The sequence below is a fragment of the Amycolatopsis circi genome, assembly GCF_003385235.1.
Lineage (GTDB): Bacteria > Actinomycetota > Actinomycetes > Mycobacteriales > Pseudonocardiaceae > Amycolatopsis > Amycolatopsis circi.
The window spans coordinates 1-14954 of sequence record NZ_PQIA01000126.1; the positions used below are offsets into that span (position 1 = coordinate 1).

Sequence of the window (14954 nt, forward strand, 5' to 3'; positions counted from 1 at the left end):
GGGGGAGGGGCTGGGTGCCTCGATCGTGGGTGCGCCGGTGGCGGTTGGGTGGTGGTCCGTGAGGGGCTCCTTGAGGGAATCTATGTCTGTGAAGGGGCCCCTCACGGACCGGCGGTGGGTCGTGAGGGGAACCCTGAGGGACTCAGAGTCCGTGAAGGTTCCCCTCACGGACGACCGGCGGAGGGCGACCAGGCGCGAGGGGCGGGGGAGAGCTGCGCGCAGGGTCAGCTGGCGGAGAGTTGGCGTTTCACCTCGGCGGCGACGCGGGAGCCTTCCGCGCGGCCAGCGATCTTCGGCTGTACTGCCTTCATCACCGCGCCCATTCCGGCCATTCCCGAGGCACCGGTTTCTGTCACTGCCTCGGTGACCAGGCCGCGCAGTTCGTCGTCCGAGAGCTGGGCGGGCAGGTAGGCGGTGAGGATCTCGGCTTCGGCTCGTTCACGCTCCGCTGACTCCGCGCGGTCTGCCTTCTCGAAGGCCTCGGCGGCGTCGCGGCGTTTCTTCACCTCTCGGGTGATGATTTTCAGTACTTCGTCGTCGGAGAGTTCGCGGGCCGTGTCGCCTGCGGTTTCTTCGTAGCCTATCGCCGAGAGGGTCAGCCGCAGGGTTGCCGAGCGCAGCTGGTCCCTTGCCTTGATCGCGGTCGTCAGGTCGTCGTGCAGGGTCGCCTTCAGCGTGGTCATGTACCCGATCCTGGCGCCCGCCCCGGCTGGCTGCCCGCGCCGCGCCGTCGGGGAGGGGGTCTTCTAGACTCGCTTCCGATGTCCGACCAGCCTGAAATCCCCTTTTCCCTTCCGGAGGTGCGGTGATGCGTCTCGTTTTCGCCGGCACCCCGGAGCCTGCCGTGCCGTCGTTGCGCGCGCTGATCGAGTCCGAGCGGCACGAGGTCGTCGCGGTCGTCACGCGGCCGGACGCCCAGGCCGGGCGCGGGCGCAAGGTGCTGCGGTCCCCGGTCGGGGCCCTCGCCGACGAGCACGGCATCGAGGTGCTTACGCCCGCTCGTGCTGGTGACCCGGCGTTTCTCGCCCGGTTGCGCGAGTTGGAGCCGGACGTCTGCCCGGTCGTCGCGTACGGGGCGTTGCTGCCGCAGTCCGCGCTCGACATCCCGGCGCACGGCTGGGTCAACCTGCACTTCTCGCTGCTGCCCGCGTGGCGCGGCGCGGCCCCGGTGCAGGCGGCGATCCGGGCCGGCGACGAGATGACCGGCGCGTCCACCTTCCGGATCGTGAAGGAACTCGACGCGGGGCCGGTGTTCGGCGTGGTGACCGAGACGATCGGCCCGGAGGACACGTCCGGCGCGCTGCTCGGCAGGCTCGCCGAGTCCGGGGCGCACCTGCTGGTGTCCACCGTGGACGGCATCGAGGACGGCAAGCTGCGCGCGGTCGAGCAGCCGGGCGAGGGCATGAGCTACGCGCCGAAGGTGACCGTCGAGGACGCGCGCGTGTCGTTCGCCGACCCGGCTTCGGCGGTCGACCGGCACATCCGCTCGGTGACGCCGGAGCCCGGCGCGTGGGCGGAGTTCCGCGGCGAGCGGTTCAAGCTGGGGCCGGTCACCGTGCTCGACGAACCCGGTCCGCGGCCGGGCGAGCTGGTGGTCGAGCGCAAACGCGTGCTCGTGGGCACGGCGACGAAACCGGTGCGGCTGGGCGAGGTCCAGGCGGCCGGGAAGAAACGGATGGCTGCCACCGACTGGGCGCGCGGCACGAGGATCGACGAAGGAGAGCGCCTGCGGTGAACGAGCGTGGAGAACGGCGGCCGTCACGGCCGCAGCGGGGCCGTCCGGCTCCGCGCAAACAGGGACCGCGGCGTCCGCCGGAGATCGACCCGGCCCGCCAGGTGGCGTTCGACGTGCTGCGCGCCGTGCGCGAGAAGGACGCGTACGCCAACCTCGTCCTCCCGCAGCTGCTGCGGGAACGCCGCGTGAGCGGCCGCGACGCCGCGCTGGCCACCGAACTGACCTACGGCTCCGCCCGTGCGCAGGGCCTGCTCGACGCGGTGATCGCCGCGTGCGCCGACCGGCCGATCGAGAAGACCGACCCGGTGGTGCTCGACGCGCTGCGGCTCGGCGTCTACCAGCTGCTGCGCACCCGGATCCCGGAGCACGCCGCCGTCGGGTCCACTGTGGACCTCGTCCGCGCCGAAGCCGGTTCGTGGGCAACGGGGTTCACGAACGCCATCCTGCGCGCGGTGTCCACAAAGGACGAGGCGCAGTGGCTCGACGAACTGACGCCGGACGAGGCCACCGACCCGATCGGCGCGTACGCGCTCCGTACCGCGCACCCGCGCTGGGTCGCCCGGTCGTTCGCGGAAGCGTTGGGGGACAAGGGCGCTGAGCTGAAAGCCGCCCTCGAAGCGGACGACGCCCGCCCCGAGGTGCACCTGGTCGCCCGCCCCGCCGAGATCAGCGCCGACGAACTGGCCGCCATCACCGGCGGCGACCCCGCGCCGTACTCGCCCTACGGCGTCCACCTGCCCGCGGGCGCGGGCGACCCGGCCGACGTGGAACCCGTGCGCGAACGCCTTGCCGCGGTGCAGGACGAAGGCAGCCAGCTGTGCGCCATCGCCGTCACCAAGGTCCCGCTGGAGGGCTCCGACGAACGCTGGCTGGACCTGTGCGCGGGCCCCGGCGGCAAAGCGGCGCTGCTCGGCGCACTGGCCAAGAGCAGCGGTGCGCACGTGGACGCCGTCGAGAAGGCTCCGCATCGCGCCAGGCTGATCGAGAACACTACCGAGGGCCTGCCGGTGACCGTGTACGTCGCCGACGGCCGCGAATCCGGCTTGGAACCGGGTTACGACCGGATCCTGGTCGACGCCCCGTGCAGCGGCCTGGGCGCACTGCGCCGCCGCCCGGAAGCGCGGTGGCGCCGCAAGCCGTCGGACGTCGCGGACCTCACCAAGCTGCAGGGCGAACTGCTGATCGCGGCGCTGGACCTGGTGCGTCCGGGCGGCATCGTCACGTACGTCGTCTGCTCGCCGCACCTGGCCGAAACCGAAGGCGTGGTAGGCGAAACCGCCCGCCGGACCAAGTCCGAGATCGTGGACGCCCGGGAGTTCTTCCCCGACGTCCCGCAACTCGGCGACGGCCCGTACGTGCAGCTGTGGCCCCACCGACACGGCACCGACGCGATGTTCTGCGCGGTGCTGCGCAAACCGTGACGGAGCTGGGTTTGGTCGCCAGCTCGTGCGGCGGATTGGACACCCGGTTCACCGACGAGCTGGCGAAACCGGCAGTCGCCCGAGGCTGGCGGCTCGCGATCACGCTCACCCCGACGGCCTGGGGCTGGCTGAAAGCCACTGGCGGCCTGGGCGAACTGGAAGCCACGACGGATCTTCCGGTGCGCAGCACGTCCCGCCTCCCCGGCGAACCCCGCCCGCACCCGGACCCGAAGGTCTTCCTTTTCGCGCCCGCCTCCGCGAACTCAGTGGCGAAGCTGGCGCTGGGGATCGCGGACAATCAGGCGCTTACGCTGCTCGGCGACGTCCTTGGCGCGCCAGGGATCACCATCGTCGTCGCCTACCAGATCCAGCCGACCCGGGCGCACCACCCGGCCTGGCAGCGGCACCTCGACACCTTGGCCGAAGCAGGCGTCCGCCTCCACCGCCTGGACCCGCGCCGCCCGTGGTCGGAACCCCTGGACCTGCTGCCCTCGCCTGCGTAAAAAGCCGTGAGGGGAACCCTGAGGGAATCAGAGTCCCTCAGGGTTCCCCTCACGGACTTGAGGCTCAGCGCAGGCGAAGAGCGCGCTTCACCGTGCCGAACAGGTCGGTCTGGTTGGTCAGCCCGACGACGTTCGCCGCCTGCGGCCCGTAAGCCGCGATCCGGACCTGAGTCCCGGTGTGCTCCATCGACGAACCAGGCAGCGCAGTCCCGTAATTGAGGGTCATGTTCGCGCCCTCATTGGTGATCAGCGTGGCGGTCTGGCCAGGCGTCTTCGCGTCGTTCGACACGATCTGGCTGGTGTGCCCGTGATCCGCGGTCACCACAACGAGCGTGTCAGTGTGGCTACGCGCATAAGCAAGCCCAGCCGCAACGGCAGCGTCGAAGTCGATCGTCTCGCCGATCTGCCCACACGGATCAGCCGCGTGGTCCTGCTTGTCGATCGAAGCGCCCTCGACCTGCAGGAAGAACCCCTTGTTGCTACGCCGGTCCTCCAGCAACTGCAACGCCTTCTGCGTCTGCGCCACCAGCTTCGGCTGCGACTTCGGCAACGCCGGGTTCGCCGTGCAACGAGTCGGCGCAGTACCGCCCTGCGTCGCCTTGGGCCCGGCCCAGTTCACCGGCAGGTTGCCCGGCGCGAACAGCCCGAGCAGCGGCTTGCCCGGACGGGCCTTGGCCAGGTCGTCAGCGGTGTTCACCACGTTGTACCCGGCGGCCTTGGCCTGCTCCAGAACCGGCTTGCCCTTGAACTGCCCCGCGGTGGCCTTCTGGTCGAAGTACTTCGCGCCGCCGCCGAGGAGCACGTCCGGGCGAGTCTGCACGAGCTGCTCGGAGATCGAGCCCGCGCCGCCGTTCTCCTTGGCGTTCTGCGCGCACTTCTTGGTCGTCTCGTCCGGGCCCTTGCAGTCGCGGTCGACCACGTGCGCGCCGAGCACGGCCGGGGTCGCGTCCTGGACCTCGGCGGTGGTCACGTCGCCGGTGCGCAGGCCGCCGCGCTTGGCGAGTTCGAGCAGCGTCGGGACCGGGTTGCCGTAGGCGTCCACGGAAATCGCGCCGTTGTAGGTCTTCGTGCCGGTCGCCCATCCGGTGCCGGACGCCGCGGAGTCGGTGACGTAGTCCGGCTTCGCCGGGTTGCCCTTCTCGACCGCGTACGTGGTGTAGTCGCCGGTCAGCGGGAACTCGTCCATCGCGAGCCGGCCGGCCGCGCCGCGCTCGTAGTTGCGCGCCGAGGTGATCTCGGACTGGCCCATGCCGTCGCCGATGAACAGGATGACGTTGCGCGCGTGCCCGCCCTGGATCGCCTGGCGGATCTCCTGCGTGCGGTCGCCGGCGCCCGCCGAAGCGGTGCGCGCGCCCTGGTCGTCCTGGTTGCCCTGCGCGGCGATCGCGACCGGCGCGGCGGCGACCATCGCGACGCCCAGCGCGCCCGCGGCCAGCCACTTCCGGCGGCCTGCCAAGACCGTTCTCATGGTTCTCCTCGAGGTGCTTCTCGTCCGGAATTTCCGGATGCGACCCATTAGTGCTCGCCGATGTGTTCGATGCGGAGAATCCGGATGAGCGCCCGGTGTCCGGAAAGCGAACTCCGATGCGGTCACGGCCGGTGAACAGCCGGGAACGCGGTCCTCTTACACTCGGGTCGTGGCTTCACCTCTCATCGCACCCAGCATCCTGTCCGCCGACTTCGCCAAGCTCGGCGAGGAGATCGCGGCCGTCGCGCACCCCGGGCAGACCCGGGCCGACTGGGTGCACGTGGACGTCATGGACGCGCATTTCGTGCCCAACCTGACCCTCGGCCTCCCGGTGGTCCAGTCGCTGCTGAAGTCGACGGATCTCCCGCTCGACTGCCACCTGATGATCGACGACCCGGACCGCTGGGCGATCGGCTACGCCGAGGCCGGCGCGTACAACGTCACGGTGCACGCGGAAGCCGCCGCGGACCCGGTCATGCTGGCGAAGAACCTGCGCGCCGCGGGTGCGAAGGCGGGTCTGTCGATCAAGCCGGGCACGCCGCTCGAACCGCACCTCGAAACGCTCAAGCACTACGACACGCTGCTGGTCATGTCGGTCGAACCGGGCTTCGGCGGGCAGTCGTTCATCGCCGACGTGCTGGAGAAGGTGCGCACCGCGCGCCGGCTGGTCGACACCGGGCACCTCAAGCTGGTCGTCGAGATCGACGGCGGGATCAACGCCGACACCATCGAACAGGCCGCCGAAGCGGGCGTCGACTGCTTCGTCGCGGGCTCGGCCGTCTACGGGGCCGAGGACCCGGGCCGCGCCATCGCCGCCCTGCGCGAGCAGGCCGCCCGCCTTCGCGTCAGCTGACGTCGCGGCCCGGGAAGCTCCCGGGGCCGGGCGGGTGTTGGATGGAGGGGCCACCGAGGGCGGTGGCCGGGCGAGGAGGCAGCAGTGTTCACGGGAATTGTCGAAGAGGTCGGCGAGGTCACCGCGGTCGAGCAACTCACCGACGCGGCTCGGCTCACCGTGCGCGGCCCGCTGGTCACCTCGGACGCGGGCCACGGCGATTCGATCGCGGTCAGCGGCGTCTGCCTGACCGTCGTCACGGTCTCCGGCGGAGAGTTCACCGTCGATGTGGTGAACGAGACACTTCAGCGTTCGAGCCTCGCGAAGGTGGCCGTCGGCGACGCGGTCAACCTCGAACGCGCGACCCCGGCGGGCGGGCGGCTCGGCGGGCACATCATGCAGGGCCACGTGGACGGCACCGGCGTCTTCGTCTCCCGCGACGAGCGCGGCGTGACGACGTTCTCCCTGCCCCCGGCCTTGTCGCGGTACGTCGTGGAGAAGGGCTCGATCGCCGTGGACGGCGTTTCGCTCACCGTCGCAAGCGTGTCCGAGGACCGGTTTTCGGTCGCTTTGATCCCCACCACGCTCGAAGTGACGACGCTCGGCAGGCGGGAAGAAGGCGACCCCGTGAACCTCGAAGTGGACGTCGTCGCGAAATACGTGGAGAAGCTCACTGCGCCACACGTGGCGGCGAACGCGCACAATGTGTGACATCCACCCGGCGGCGGCAGCGAAGGAGCACCCGTGAGCGAGACGAAGGCGGCCGAGCCGCAGACCGGCTGGACCCCGTGCGGGGCAGACGCGGTGGTGGACGTCAACGCCATCGAAGCCGCGATCGCGGACATCGCCGCCGGGCGTGCGGTGGTCGTCGTCGACGACGAGGACCGCGAGAACGAGGGCGACCTCATCTTCGCCGCCGAGAAGGCGACGCCGGAGCTGCTCGCGTTCATGGTGCGCTACACCTCGGGCTACGTGTGCGTCGCGCTGACCGAATCCGAGGCGGACCGGCTCGACCTGCCGCCGATGTATCACACGAACCAGGACCAGCGCGGGACCGCGTACAGCGTCACGGTCGACGCGGCGGAGGGCATCAGCACCGGCATCTCCGGCACCGACCGCGCGCACACGACCCGGCTGCTGGCCAATCCCGAAGCCACCGCGAAGGACTTCCGCCGCCCCGGGCACGTGGTGCCGTTGCGCGCCAAGGAGGGCGGTGTGCTGCGCCGGCCCGGGCACACCGAGGCGGCCGTCGACCTGGCCCGGCTGGCGGGCCTGCACCCGGCCGGCGCGCTCTGCGAGATCGTGTCGCAGAAGGACGAGGGCGACATGGCGCGGCGCGACGAGCTGGAAGTGTTCGCCGCCGATCACGACCTCAAGATCATCTCGATCGCGGACCTGATCGCCTACCGGCGGCGCACCGAGAAGCAGGTCGAGCGCGTCGCCGAGGCGCGGATCCCGCTGACCGCGGGCACGTTCCGCGCGGTCGGATACGACAGCCTGCTCGACGGGATCGAGCACGTCGCCTTCGTGTACGGAGACATCGGCGACGGCGAAGACATCCTGGTCCGGGTCCACTCCGAATGCCTTACCGGCGACGTCTTCGGCTCGCTGCGCTGCGACTGCGGCCCGCAGCTGGACGCCGCGCTGCAGAAGGTAGCCGACGAGGGCCGCGGGGTCGTGCTCTACATCCGCGGGCACGAGGGCCGCGGCATCGGCCTGCTGCACAAGCTGCAGGCGTACCAGCTGCAGGACGCGGGCGCGGACACCGTCGACGCGAACCTGGCGCTGGGCGTGCCCGCGGACGCGCGCGACTACGGCACCGGCGCGCAGATCCTGTGCGACCTCGGCGTCCGGTCGATGCGGCTGCTCACGAACAACCCGGCGAAGCGGGTCGGGCTCGAGGGCTACGGCCTGCGCGTCACCGGCCGCGAGGCGCTGCCGATCTCGCCGAACCCGGAGAACCTGCGGTACCTGCGCACGAAGCGCGACCGGATGGGGCACGACCTCAGCCAGCTCGAGCACTACGACCAGGTCGGAGCGTCCGACCAGGGCACCGAGGAGGACACCACGCGATGAGCGGCGAGGGGCGGCCGGAAGCCGCGCTCGACCTGCGCGACTGCAAGTCCCTGCGGCTGGCGGTCGTCGCGACGCGGTGGAACGCGAAGATCACCGACGTGCTGCTGGAGCGCGCGCTCGCCGCGGCCAAGGACGCCGAGCTGGAGGAAGAGCCCACGGTCGTCCGCGTGGCGGGCGCGGTGGAGCTTCCGGTCGTGGCGCAGGCGCTCGCGCGCAACCACGACGCGGTCGTCGCGCTGGGCGTCGTGATCCGCGGCGGCACCCCACACTTCGAGTACGTCTGCGACGCGGTGACCGCAGGCCTCACCCGGGTCGCGCTCGACGAGAGCACCCCGGTCGGCAACGGCGTGCTGACCTGCGACACCGAGCAGCAGGCGCTGGACCGTTCCGGCATGCCCGGCTCCGTGGAAGACAAAGGCTACGAAGCGGCCGTGGCGGCGCTCGACACCGCGCACGTGCTGCGCGGCCTGGGCAAGCCGTGGACCGAGCGGGGATTCGTGTGAGCGTGATGACCGAGCAGCAGACCACCCTGGTGATCCGGCCGCGCCGGGCGCTCGTCATGTGCAGTGTGCTGGCGGTGGCGCTGCTCGCGGTGTTCGTGGTGGTCGCGGTGCTGCTGCGCAGCTCCCACACCGGCGTCGTGTTCGAGGCGTCGGACCAGATCGCGATGATCGGCATCGGCGTCGCGCTGTCGGCGGGCACGATGCTGTTCGGCAACGCCCGCGTCCGCGCGGACGCCACCGGCATCGAGGTCCGCAACGTGCTCGCGCGGCGCGTGTTCACCTGGGATCAGGTGCTGTCGATCAGCTTCCCGGACGGCGCCTCGTGGGCTCGTTTGGAACTGCCGGACGACGAGTACTTCTCGGTGATGGCGGTGCAGGCCGTGGACCGGGAACGCGCGGTGCTGGCGGTGCGCGCGCTGCGGAAGCTGCACCGGGCCGCCACCGAGGCATGAGTTTCTAGAGGTCCAGATCCACGACGATCGGTGCGTGGTCGGACGGTCCCTTGCCCTTGCGGGCTTCGCGGTCCACGTAGGAATCGGTGACCGCCTTGGCGAAAACCTCGTTCCCGTAGACGAGGTCGATGCGCATTCCCTTGTTGTTGGGGAAGTTTCCGGCGCGGTAGTCCCAGTACGTGAACGGGTGGTCGTACTTCAGCGGCCGCGGGAACACGTCGGACAGTCCCGCGTCGCGGAGCTTCTTGAGCGCTGCCCGCTCGGGCTCGGTGACGTGCGTGGACTCGGCGAAAACCGAGATGTCCCAGACGTCTTGGTCCGTGGGCGCGACGTTGAAATCGCCGAGCACCGCGAACGGCCGCGCGTTCTGCAGTTCCTCGCCGACCAGGTCGCTGAGCCTCTCGAACCACTCGAGTTTGTAGGCGTAGTGCGGGTTTTCCGGCTCGCGCCCGTTGGGCACGTACACCGACCAGATGCGAATCCCTCCGCACGTCGCGCCGATCGCGCGCGCCTCGGCCTGCCCGTCGAAGCCCGGTTCGCCCGGCAGCCCGCGCACCACGTCGTCGAGCCCGATCTTCGAGAGGATCGCGACGCCGTTCCAGCGCCCCAGCCCGTACGCGGCGACCTCGTATCCGCGCGCGGTGATCTCGTCGGCGGGGAAGGCTTCGGTGGTGTTCTTGAGTTCCTGCAGGCACAGGACGTCCGGCGCGGTGCGGTCGAGCCAGTCGAGCACGCGGGGCAGCCGGGGAACGATGGAGTTGACGTTCCAGGTGGCGACGCGGACGGTCATGGCTGCTCCCTGATCGTTCGGCGGATCGGCGTGGCCAGGCTACGGCAGACTGGCCTCGTGAGTGTTTGTGCCGGTTCTAACCGGCACAAACACTCACGAGAACCCGAGTCTCCGCGCATTCCGGAGACCGTGGACCGCGTCGGCTGAACCCCGGACGCACCTGCCTCCATTAAGGGGTCTCACGGAAACTGTCGGACCCGCGCCATACAGTGGGGCACGTGGCTGATCCGACCACCTACCGACCTCAGCCGGGGAGCATCCCGGACTCGCCTGGCGTGTACAAGTTCCGCGACGCCGCCAAGCGAGTCATCTACGTCGGCAAAGCGAAGAGCCTGCGCAGCAGGCTGAACTCGTACTTCGCCGACCTGTCCGGCCTTCATCCGCGCACGCGGCAGATGGTCACCACCGCGGCGAGCGTCGAGTGGACCGTCGTCGGGACCGAGGTCGAGGCACTCCAGCTGGAGTACAACTGGATCAAGGAGTTCGACCCGCGGTTCAACGTCCGCTACCGCGACGACAAGAGCTATCCGGTCCTCGCGGTCACGCTGAACGAGGAATTCCCCCGGCTGCACGTCTACCGCGGCGCGCGCAAGAAGGGCGTCCGCTACTTCGGGCCGTACTCGCACGCGTGGGCGATCCGCGAGACGCTCGACCTTCTCCTGCGCGTTTTCCCCGCTCGCACCTGTTCCGCCGGCGTCTTCCGCAGGCACGGGCAGATCGGGCGGCCGTGTCTGCTCGGCTACATCGACAAGTGCTCGGCGCCGTGCGTCGGCAGGGTGTCGGCGGACGAGCACCGGGCGATCGTGGAGGACTTCTGCGACTTCCTCGCCGGCCGCACGGACGCGATGGTCAAGCGGCTCGAGCGCGAGATGGCTCAGGCCTCCGAGGAGCTGGAGTTCGAGCGCGCCGCGCGGCTGCGGGACGACCTCGGGGCGTTGCGTCGCGCGATGGAGAAGCAAGCCGTGGTGTTCGGCGACGGCACGGACGCGGACGTCGTCGCCTTCGCGCACGACGAACTGGAGGCCGCCGTCCAGGTGTTCCACGTGCGCGGCGGGCGCGTGCGCGGGCAGCGCGGCTGGGTGATCGACAAGGCCGAGGAGATGGACGTCCAGGCGCTGGTCGACCACTTCCTCACTCAGTTCTACGGCGAGGAATCCGACCGCGTGGGCCGCGACGACGTCGAGGTCGGTCCGGTCGTCCCGCGCGAGGTGCTGGTGCCGGAGCTGCCCGCGGACGCCGACGCGGTCGCCGAGTGGCTGTCGGGCCTGCGCGGGTCGCGGGTGCGGCTGCGGGTCGCACAGCGCGGCGACAAGAAGGCGCTCGCGGAAACGGTGGAGCGCAATGCCAAGGAAGCGTTCACCCAGCACAAACTGCGCCGCGCGGGCGATCTCACCGCGCGGTCCGCGGCGCTGCAGGAACTCCAGGACTACCTCGCGCTCGACAGTGCGCCGCTGCGGATCGAGTGCATCGACATCAGCCACATCCAGGGCAGCGACGTCGTGGCGTCGCTGGTGGTGTTCGAGGACGGGCTGCCGCGCAAGTCCGAGTACCGCAAGTTCGCGCTGCGCGAGGCGGCGACCGAGGGCGACGTCGCGTCCATCGCCGAGGTCGTGCGCCGGCGGTTCTACCGCTATCTCAAGGAAACGGCCGAAAACGCCGCTGAGGCAACGGAAACCGCGGACGAGACCGTCGAGGAAGCAGGGGACGAGGCGGTCCGGCCGGTGCGCGCCGGGATCGACCCGGAGACCGGCCGTCCGCGCAAGTTCGCCTACCCGCCGAACCTGCTGGTCGTCGACGGCGCGGGCCCGCAGGCCACGGCGGCCGCGGATGTGCTCGCCGAACTGGGCATCACCGACATCGCCGTCGTCGGGCTCGCGAAGCGGCTCGAAGAGGTGTGGCTGCCCGGAGAACCGGATCCGATGATCCTGCCGCGCACGTCCGACGCGCTGTTCCTGTTGCAGCGGCTGCGCGACGAGGCGCACCGGTTCGCCATTCGCTACCACCGCGAAAAACGCGCCAAGCGCATGCAGACGTCCGAATTGGACAGTGTGCCCGGGCTCGGGCAGGCTCGGCGCACCGCGCTGATCAAGCACTTCGGCTCGGTGAAGAAGCTCAAGCAGGCCCGGGTCGAGGAAATCGAAGCGGTGCCCGGTTTCGGCAGGCGCACCGCCGAGGCCGTGGTGGCGGCACTGGCCGGGGAGACCGGCGCCGCACCGCGAGCAGTACCGGGAGGGGACCAGGGGTCGTGATCGGGAAGGAAGCACACAAGTGAGTGCGGAAGAGGAAAAACGGGGCAGCGGGATGGAGGTCGCGGTCGTGTCCGGCCTCTCCGGCGCGGGCCGCTCCACGGCGGCCAAATGCCTGGAGGACCTCGGCTGGTTCGTGGTCGACAACCTGCCGCCGGAGCTGATCGCCACCATGGTCGAGCTCGGCGCGCAGGCACGGGGGGCGATCACGAAGGTGGCGGTGGTGATGGACGTGCGTTCGCGCGCGTTCACCGACGACCTGGCCTCGGTGATCAAGGATCTGGACGCCCGGGGCTACAAGCCGCGCGTGCTGTTCCTGGAGGCCACCGACGCGGTGCTGGTGCGCCGCTTCGAATCGGTCCGCCGCGGCCACCCGATGCAGGGCGACGGCCGGCTCGCCGACGGCATCACCGCCGAGCGCAAGCTGCTTTCGCCGCTGCGCGAGGAGGCCGACCTGGTGCTCGACACGTCCGCGCTGTCGGTGCACGACCTGCGCGCGAAGATCGAGGACGCGTTCGGTTCCGAGACCAGCACGCAGACCCGCGTCACCGTGCTGTCCTTCGGCTACAAGTACGGTTTGCCGATGGACGCCGACCTGGTGATGGACGTGCGGTTCCTGCCGAACCCGTTCTGGATCCCGGAGCTGCGCGAGCACACCGGCCTCGACGGCGAGGTGCGCAATTACGTGCTGTCGCAGGAAGGCGCCGAGGAATTCCTCGACCGCTACCACCAGCTGCTGCGGCTCATCGGCGCGGGCTACAAGCGCGAGGGCAAGCGGTACCTGACGCTCGCGGTCGGCTGCACCGGCGGCAAGCACCGCAGCGTCGCGATCTCCGAGGAACTCGCCCAGCGACTGTCCAATGAGGACGGCATGGCAGTAAAGGTGGTGCACCGGGATCTTGGCCGGGAGTGACGTGCGCGCGGTGGCGCTGGGCGGAGGACACGGGCTGCACGCGACGCTGACCGCGCTCCGGCGGATCACCCGCGCCGTCACGGCGGTGGTGACGGTGGCCGACGACGGCGGGTCGTCCGGAAGGCTGCGGCGCGAACTGGGGCTGCTGCCGCCGGGCGACCTGCGCCAGGCGTTCGCCGCCTTCGCCGCGGAGGACGGCGGGCGGCTGTGGGCGGAGGTGTTCCAGCACCGCTTCGGCGGCGACGGCGCGCTCGCCGGGCACGCGGTCGGCAACCTGCTGCTCGCCGGGCTCTTCGAGGTGCTCGGCGACCCGGTGGCCGCGCTGGACGAGGCGAGCAGGCTGATGGGCATCTCCGGCCGGGTGCTGCCGATGTCGCCGGAGCCGCTGGAGATCGAGGGCGAGGTCAGCGGCCTGGACAGCGAGAATCCGGACGCCATCCGGCGGATCCGCGGCCAGGTCGCGGTCGCCAGCACGCCCGGTCAGGTGCACCGGATCACGCTGCACCCGGCGGGCCGCCAGGAGCGTCCGCCGCGCGGATGCCCGGAGGCGATCGAGGCGGTGCTGGAGGCGGACGTCGTGTTCCTCGGCCCCGGCTCGTGGTTCACCAGCGTGCTGCCGCATCTTCTGGTCCCGGATCTGCACGACGCGCTCGTGCGCACGAGCGCCACCAAGGTCGTCGTGCTGAATCTTGTCCCCCAACCGGGGGAAACCGGCGGATTCTCTCCGGAGCGGCATCTGGACGTACTCTTCGAGCACGCGCCCGCGCTGCGGGTCGACGCCGTCGTCGCGGACCGTGATTCCGTCCCTGACCCGGCAAGCCTGCGCCGGGCGGCCGAACGCCTCGGGGCGAGGGCCTGCCTGGGGGCGGTGGCCGACCCGGTCGTGGAGGGACGGCATGATCCTGGTGCGCTCGCCCAGTGCATGCGAGAGGCACTAGGCCTCGGCGGGGAGCACTGTGGGTGACGGCGGGCGCGCAGCGAAAGGCAGGAGGGGCAGTACATGGCGATGACCGCCGCGGTGAAGGACGAACTGAGCCGGCTCGAGATCACGAAGATCGGGCCGCGCCGGGCGGAGGTCGCGTCGCTGCTTCGCTTCGCGGGCGGGCTGCACATCGTGGCCGGCCGGGTGGTGGTCGAGGCGGAGCTGGACACGGGGTCGGTCGCGCGGCGGCTGCGCAAGGAGATCCACGAGCTGTACGGACATCATTCGGACGTGCACGTGATCACCGCGAGCGGCGGCCTGCGCAAGGGGACGCGGTACGTCGTGCGCGTGGTGAAGGACGGCGAGGGCCTTGCCCGGCAGACCGGCCTGATCGACCAGCGCGGACGCCCGGTGCGCGGTCTGCCCGCCGCCGTGGTGTCCGGCGGAGTGGCCGACGCCGAAGCGGCCTGGCGCGGAGCCTTCCTGGCGCACGGCTCGCTGACCGAACCGGGTCGTTCGTCGTCGCTGGAAGTGACCTGCCCAGGCCCGGAAGCAGCCTTGGCGCTGGTCGGTGCCGCCCGGCGGATGGGCATCCAGGCGAAGTCCCGCGAGGTGCGGGGCGCGGACCGGGTCGTGGTCCGCGACGGTGACGCCATCGGCGCCCTGCTGACCCGCTTGGGGGCGCACACGAGCGTGCTGCAGTGGGAAGAACGCCGGATGCGCCGTGAGGTCCGCGCGACGGCCAACCGCCTCGCCAACTTCGACGACGCGAACCTGCGCCGCTCGGCTCGCGCTGCGGTCGCGGCGGCTGCCCGGGTGGAGCGTGCGCTGGAAATCCTGGGCGACACGGCCCCGGACCACCTGCTCGCCGCCGGCCGCCTGCGCTTGTCGAACCGGCAGGCGTCGCTCGAGGAACTGGGCCAGCTGTCCGATCCGCAGATGACGAAAGACGCGGTGGCGGGCCGGATCCGGCGGCTGCTGGCGATGGCGGACAAGCGGGCGAAGGAGCTGAGCATCCCGGACACCGAATCCGCGGTGACCCCGGAAATGCTGGAGGAAGAAGCCTGACGCGGTCGCCGGGTTCAGGCTGGGT

15 protein-coding genes are annotated in these 14954 nt (G+C 70.8%); 12 read left to right on the forward strand and 3 right to left on the reverse strand.

Going from position 1 to position 14954, the window contains the following annotated elements; translation table 11 throughout:
• Positions 1-224: 224 nt before the first annotated feature.
• The gene (locus D0D37_RS36635) at positions 225-683 is read right to left on the reverse strand and encodes a GatB/YqeY domain-containing protein (RefSeq protein WP_116205169.1); all 459 of its coding nucleotides are present in this window, start codon (positions 681-683) and stop codon (positions 225-227) included.
• 125 nt (positions 684-808) lie between these two features.
• Here D0D37_RS36635 and fmt point away from each other — a divergent pair, with 125 nt between their 5' ends.
• Genes fmt through D0D37_RS36650 form a run of 3 tightly spaced genes read left to right on the forward strand, consistent with a single transcriptional unit; the run spans position 809 to position 3659 of the window.
• The gene (fmt, locus tag D0D37_RS36640) at positions 809-1735 is read left to right on the forward strand and encodes a methionyl-tRNA formyltransferase (RefSeq protein ID WP_116205170.1); all 927 of its coding nucleotides are present in this window, start codon (positions 809-811) and stop codon (positions 1733-1735) included.
• Positions 1732-3156, forward strand: coding sequence for an RsmB/NOP family class I SAM-dependent RNA methyltransferase (locus D0D37_RS36645; protein WP_116205171.1), 1425 nt, complete (start codon positions 1732-1734; stop codon positions 3154-3156). Before fmt ends, D0D37_RS36645 begins: the two co-directional genes overlap by 4 nt.
• Positions 3153-3659: a flavoprotein gene (locus D0D37_RS36650; protein ID WP_116205172.1), complete on the forward strand. Its 507-nt coding sequence runs from the start codon at positions 3153-3155 to the stop codon at positions 3657-3659. Before D0D37_RS36645 ends, D0D37_RS36650 begins: the two co-directional genes overlap by 4 nt.
• 64 nt (positions 3660-3723) lie before the next feature.
• On the opposite strand, the gene phoA is transcribed toward D0D37_RS36650, so the two are convergent.
• Positions 3724-5127, reverse strand: a complete 1404-nt coding sequence (gene phoA / locus D0D37_RS36655; protein ID WP_116205173.1) for an alkaline phosphatase — start codon at positions 5125-5127, stop codon at positions 3724-3726.
• A gap of 169 nt (positions 5128-5296) precedes the next feature.
• On the opposite strand from phoA, the gene rpe reads away from it, so the two are divergent.
• The 5 genes from rpe (at position 5297) to D0D37_RS36680 (ending at position 8990) form a co-directional block, all read left to right on the forward strand.
• On the forward strand, positions 5297-5980 hold the full coding sequence (gene rpe / locus D0D37_RS36660; protein ID WP_116205174.1) for a ribulose-phosphate 3-epimerase: 684 nt from the start codon (positions 5297-5299) through the stop codon (positions 5978-5980).
• A gap of 84 nt (positions 5981-6064) precedes the next feature.
• Positions 6065-6670, forward strand: coding sequence for a riboflavin synthase (locus tag D0D37_RS36665; RefSeq protein ID WP_116205175.1), 606 nt, complete (start codon positions 6065-6067; stop codon positions 6668-6670).
• Positions 6671-6763: 93 nt separating this feature from the next.
• The gene (locus D0D37_RS36670; RefSeq protein ID WP_208720310.1) at positions 6764-8035 is read left to right on the forward strand and encodes a bifunctional 3,4-dihydroxy-2-butanone-4-phosphate synthase/GTP cyclohydrolase II; all 1272 of its coding nucleotides are present in this window, start codon (positions 6764-6766) and stop codon (positions 8033-8035) included.
• Positions 8032-8538 carry a 6,7-dimethyl-8-ribityllumazine synthase gene (gene ribH, locus D0D37_RS36675; protein WP_116205177.1) on the forward strand — a complete coding sequence of 169 codons (507 nt, stop codon included), beginning with the start codon at positions 8032-8034 and terminating at the stop codon, positions 8536-8538. The genes D0D37_RS36670 and ribH overlap by 4 nt, the downstream gene beginning before the upstream one ends.
• Before the next feature lie 5 nt (positions 8539-8543).
• The gene (locus D0D37_RS36680; RefSeq protein ID WP_116205188.1) at positions 8544-8990 is read left to right on the forward strand and encodes a PH domain-containing protein; all 447 of its coding nucleotides are present in this window, start codon (positions 8544-8546) and stop codon (positions 8988-8990) included.
• A 4-nt stretch (positions 8991-8994) separates the two neighbouring features.
• Here the strand turns inward: D0D37_RS36680 and D0D37_RS36685 are convergent, their stop codons facing one another.
• Positions 8995-9780, reverse strand: a complete 786-nt coding sequence (locus D0D37_RS36685; protein WP_116205178.1) for an exodeoxyribonuclease III — start codon at positions 9778-9780, stop codon at positions 8995-8997.
• A gap of 218 nt (positions 9781-9998) precedes the next feature.
• On the opposite strand from D0D37_RS36685, the gene uvrC reads away from it, so the two are divergent.
• Genes uvrC through whiA form a run of 4 tightly spaced genes read left to right on the forward strand, consistent with a single transcriptional unit; the run spans position 9999 to position 14929 of the window.
• Positions 9999-12029: an excinuclease ABC subunit UvrC gene (uvrC, locus tag D0D37_RS36690; RefSeq protein ID WP_116205179.1), complete on the forward strand. Its 2031-nt coding sequence runs from the start codon at positions 9999-10001 to the stop codon at positions 12027-12029.
• A 52-nt stretch (positions 12030-12081) separates the two neighbouring features.
• Positions 12082-12939 (forward strand): RNase adapter RapZ, encoded by an 858-nt coding sequence (rapZ, locus tag D0D37_RS36695; RefSeq protein ID WP_116205180.1) that lies wholly within the window; start codon positions 12082-12084, stop codon positions 12937-12939.
• Position 12940: 1 nt separating this feature from the next.
• The gene (locus D0D37_RS36700; RefSeq protein WP_116205181.1) at positions 12941-13903 is read left to right on the forward strand and encodes a gluconeogenesis factor YvcK family protein; all 963 of its coding nucleotides are present in this window, start codon (positions 12941-12943) and stop codon (positions 13901-13903) included.
• Between the two features lie 36 nt (positions 13904-13939).
• A complete protein-coding gene (whiA, locus tag D0D37_RS36705) occupies positions 13940-14929 on the forward strand; it encodes a DNA-binding protein WhiA (RefSeq protein ID WP_093574335.1) in 990 nt (329 codons plus the stop codon).
• Positions 14930-14954: the final 25 nt, after the last annotated feature.

What these genes read in the sequence shown, in the direction of transcription:
- D0D37_RS36635 (WP_116205169.1), bottom strand. Translation starts at nt 683, where the DNA reads ATGACCACGCTGAAGGCGACCCTGCACGACGACCTGACGACCGCGATC.
- fmt (WP_116205170.1), top strand. Translation starts at nt 809, where the DNA reads ATGCGTCTCGTTTTCGCCGGCACCCCGGAGCCTGCCGTGCCGTCGTTG.
- phoA (WP_116205173.1), bottom strand. Translation starts at nt 5,127, where the DNA reads ATGAGAACGGTCTTGGCAGGCCGCCGGAAGTGGCTGGCCGCGGGCGCG.
- ribH (WP_116205177.1), top strand. Translation starts at nt 8,032, where the DNA reads ATGAGCGGCGAGGGGCGGCCGGAAGCCGCGCTCGACCTGCGCGACTGC.
- D0D37_RS36680 (WP_116205188.1), top strand. Translation starts at nt 8,544, where the DNA reads ATGACCGAGCAGCAGACCACCCTGGTGATCCGGCCGCGCCGGGCGCTC.
- D0D37_RS36685 (WP_116205178.1), bottom strand. Translation starts at nt 9,780, where the DNA reads ATGACCGTCCGCGTCGCCACCTGGAACGTCAACTCCATCGTTCCCCGG.
- rapZ (WP_116205180.1), top strand. Translation starts at nt 12,082, where the DNA reads ATGGAGGTCGCGGTCGTGTCCGGCCTCTCCGGCGCGGGCCGCTCCACG.
- whiA (WP_093574335.1), top strand. Translation starts at nt 13,940, where the DNA reads ATGGCGATGACCGCCGCGGTGAAGGACGAACTGAGCCGGCTCGAGATC.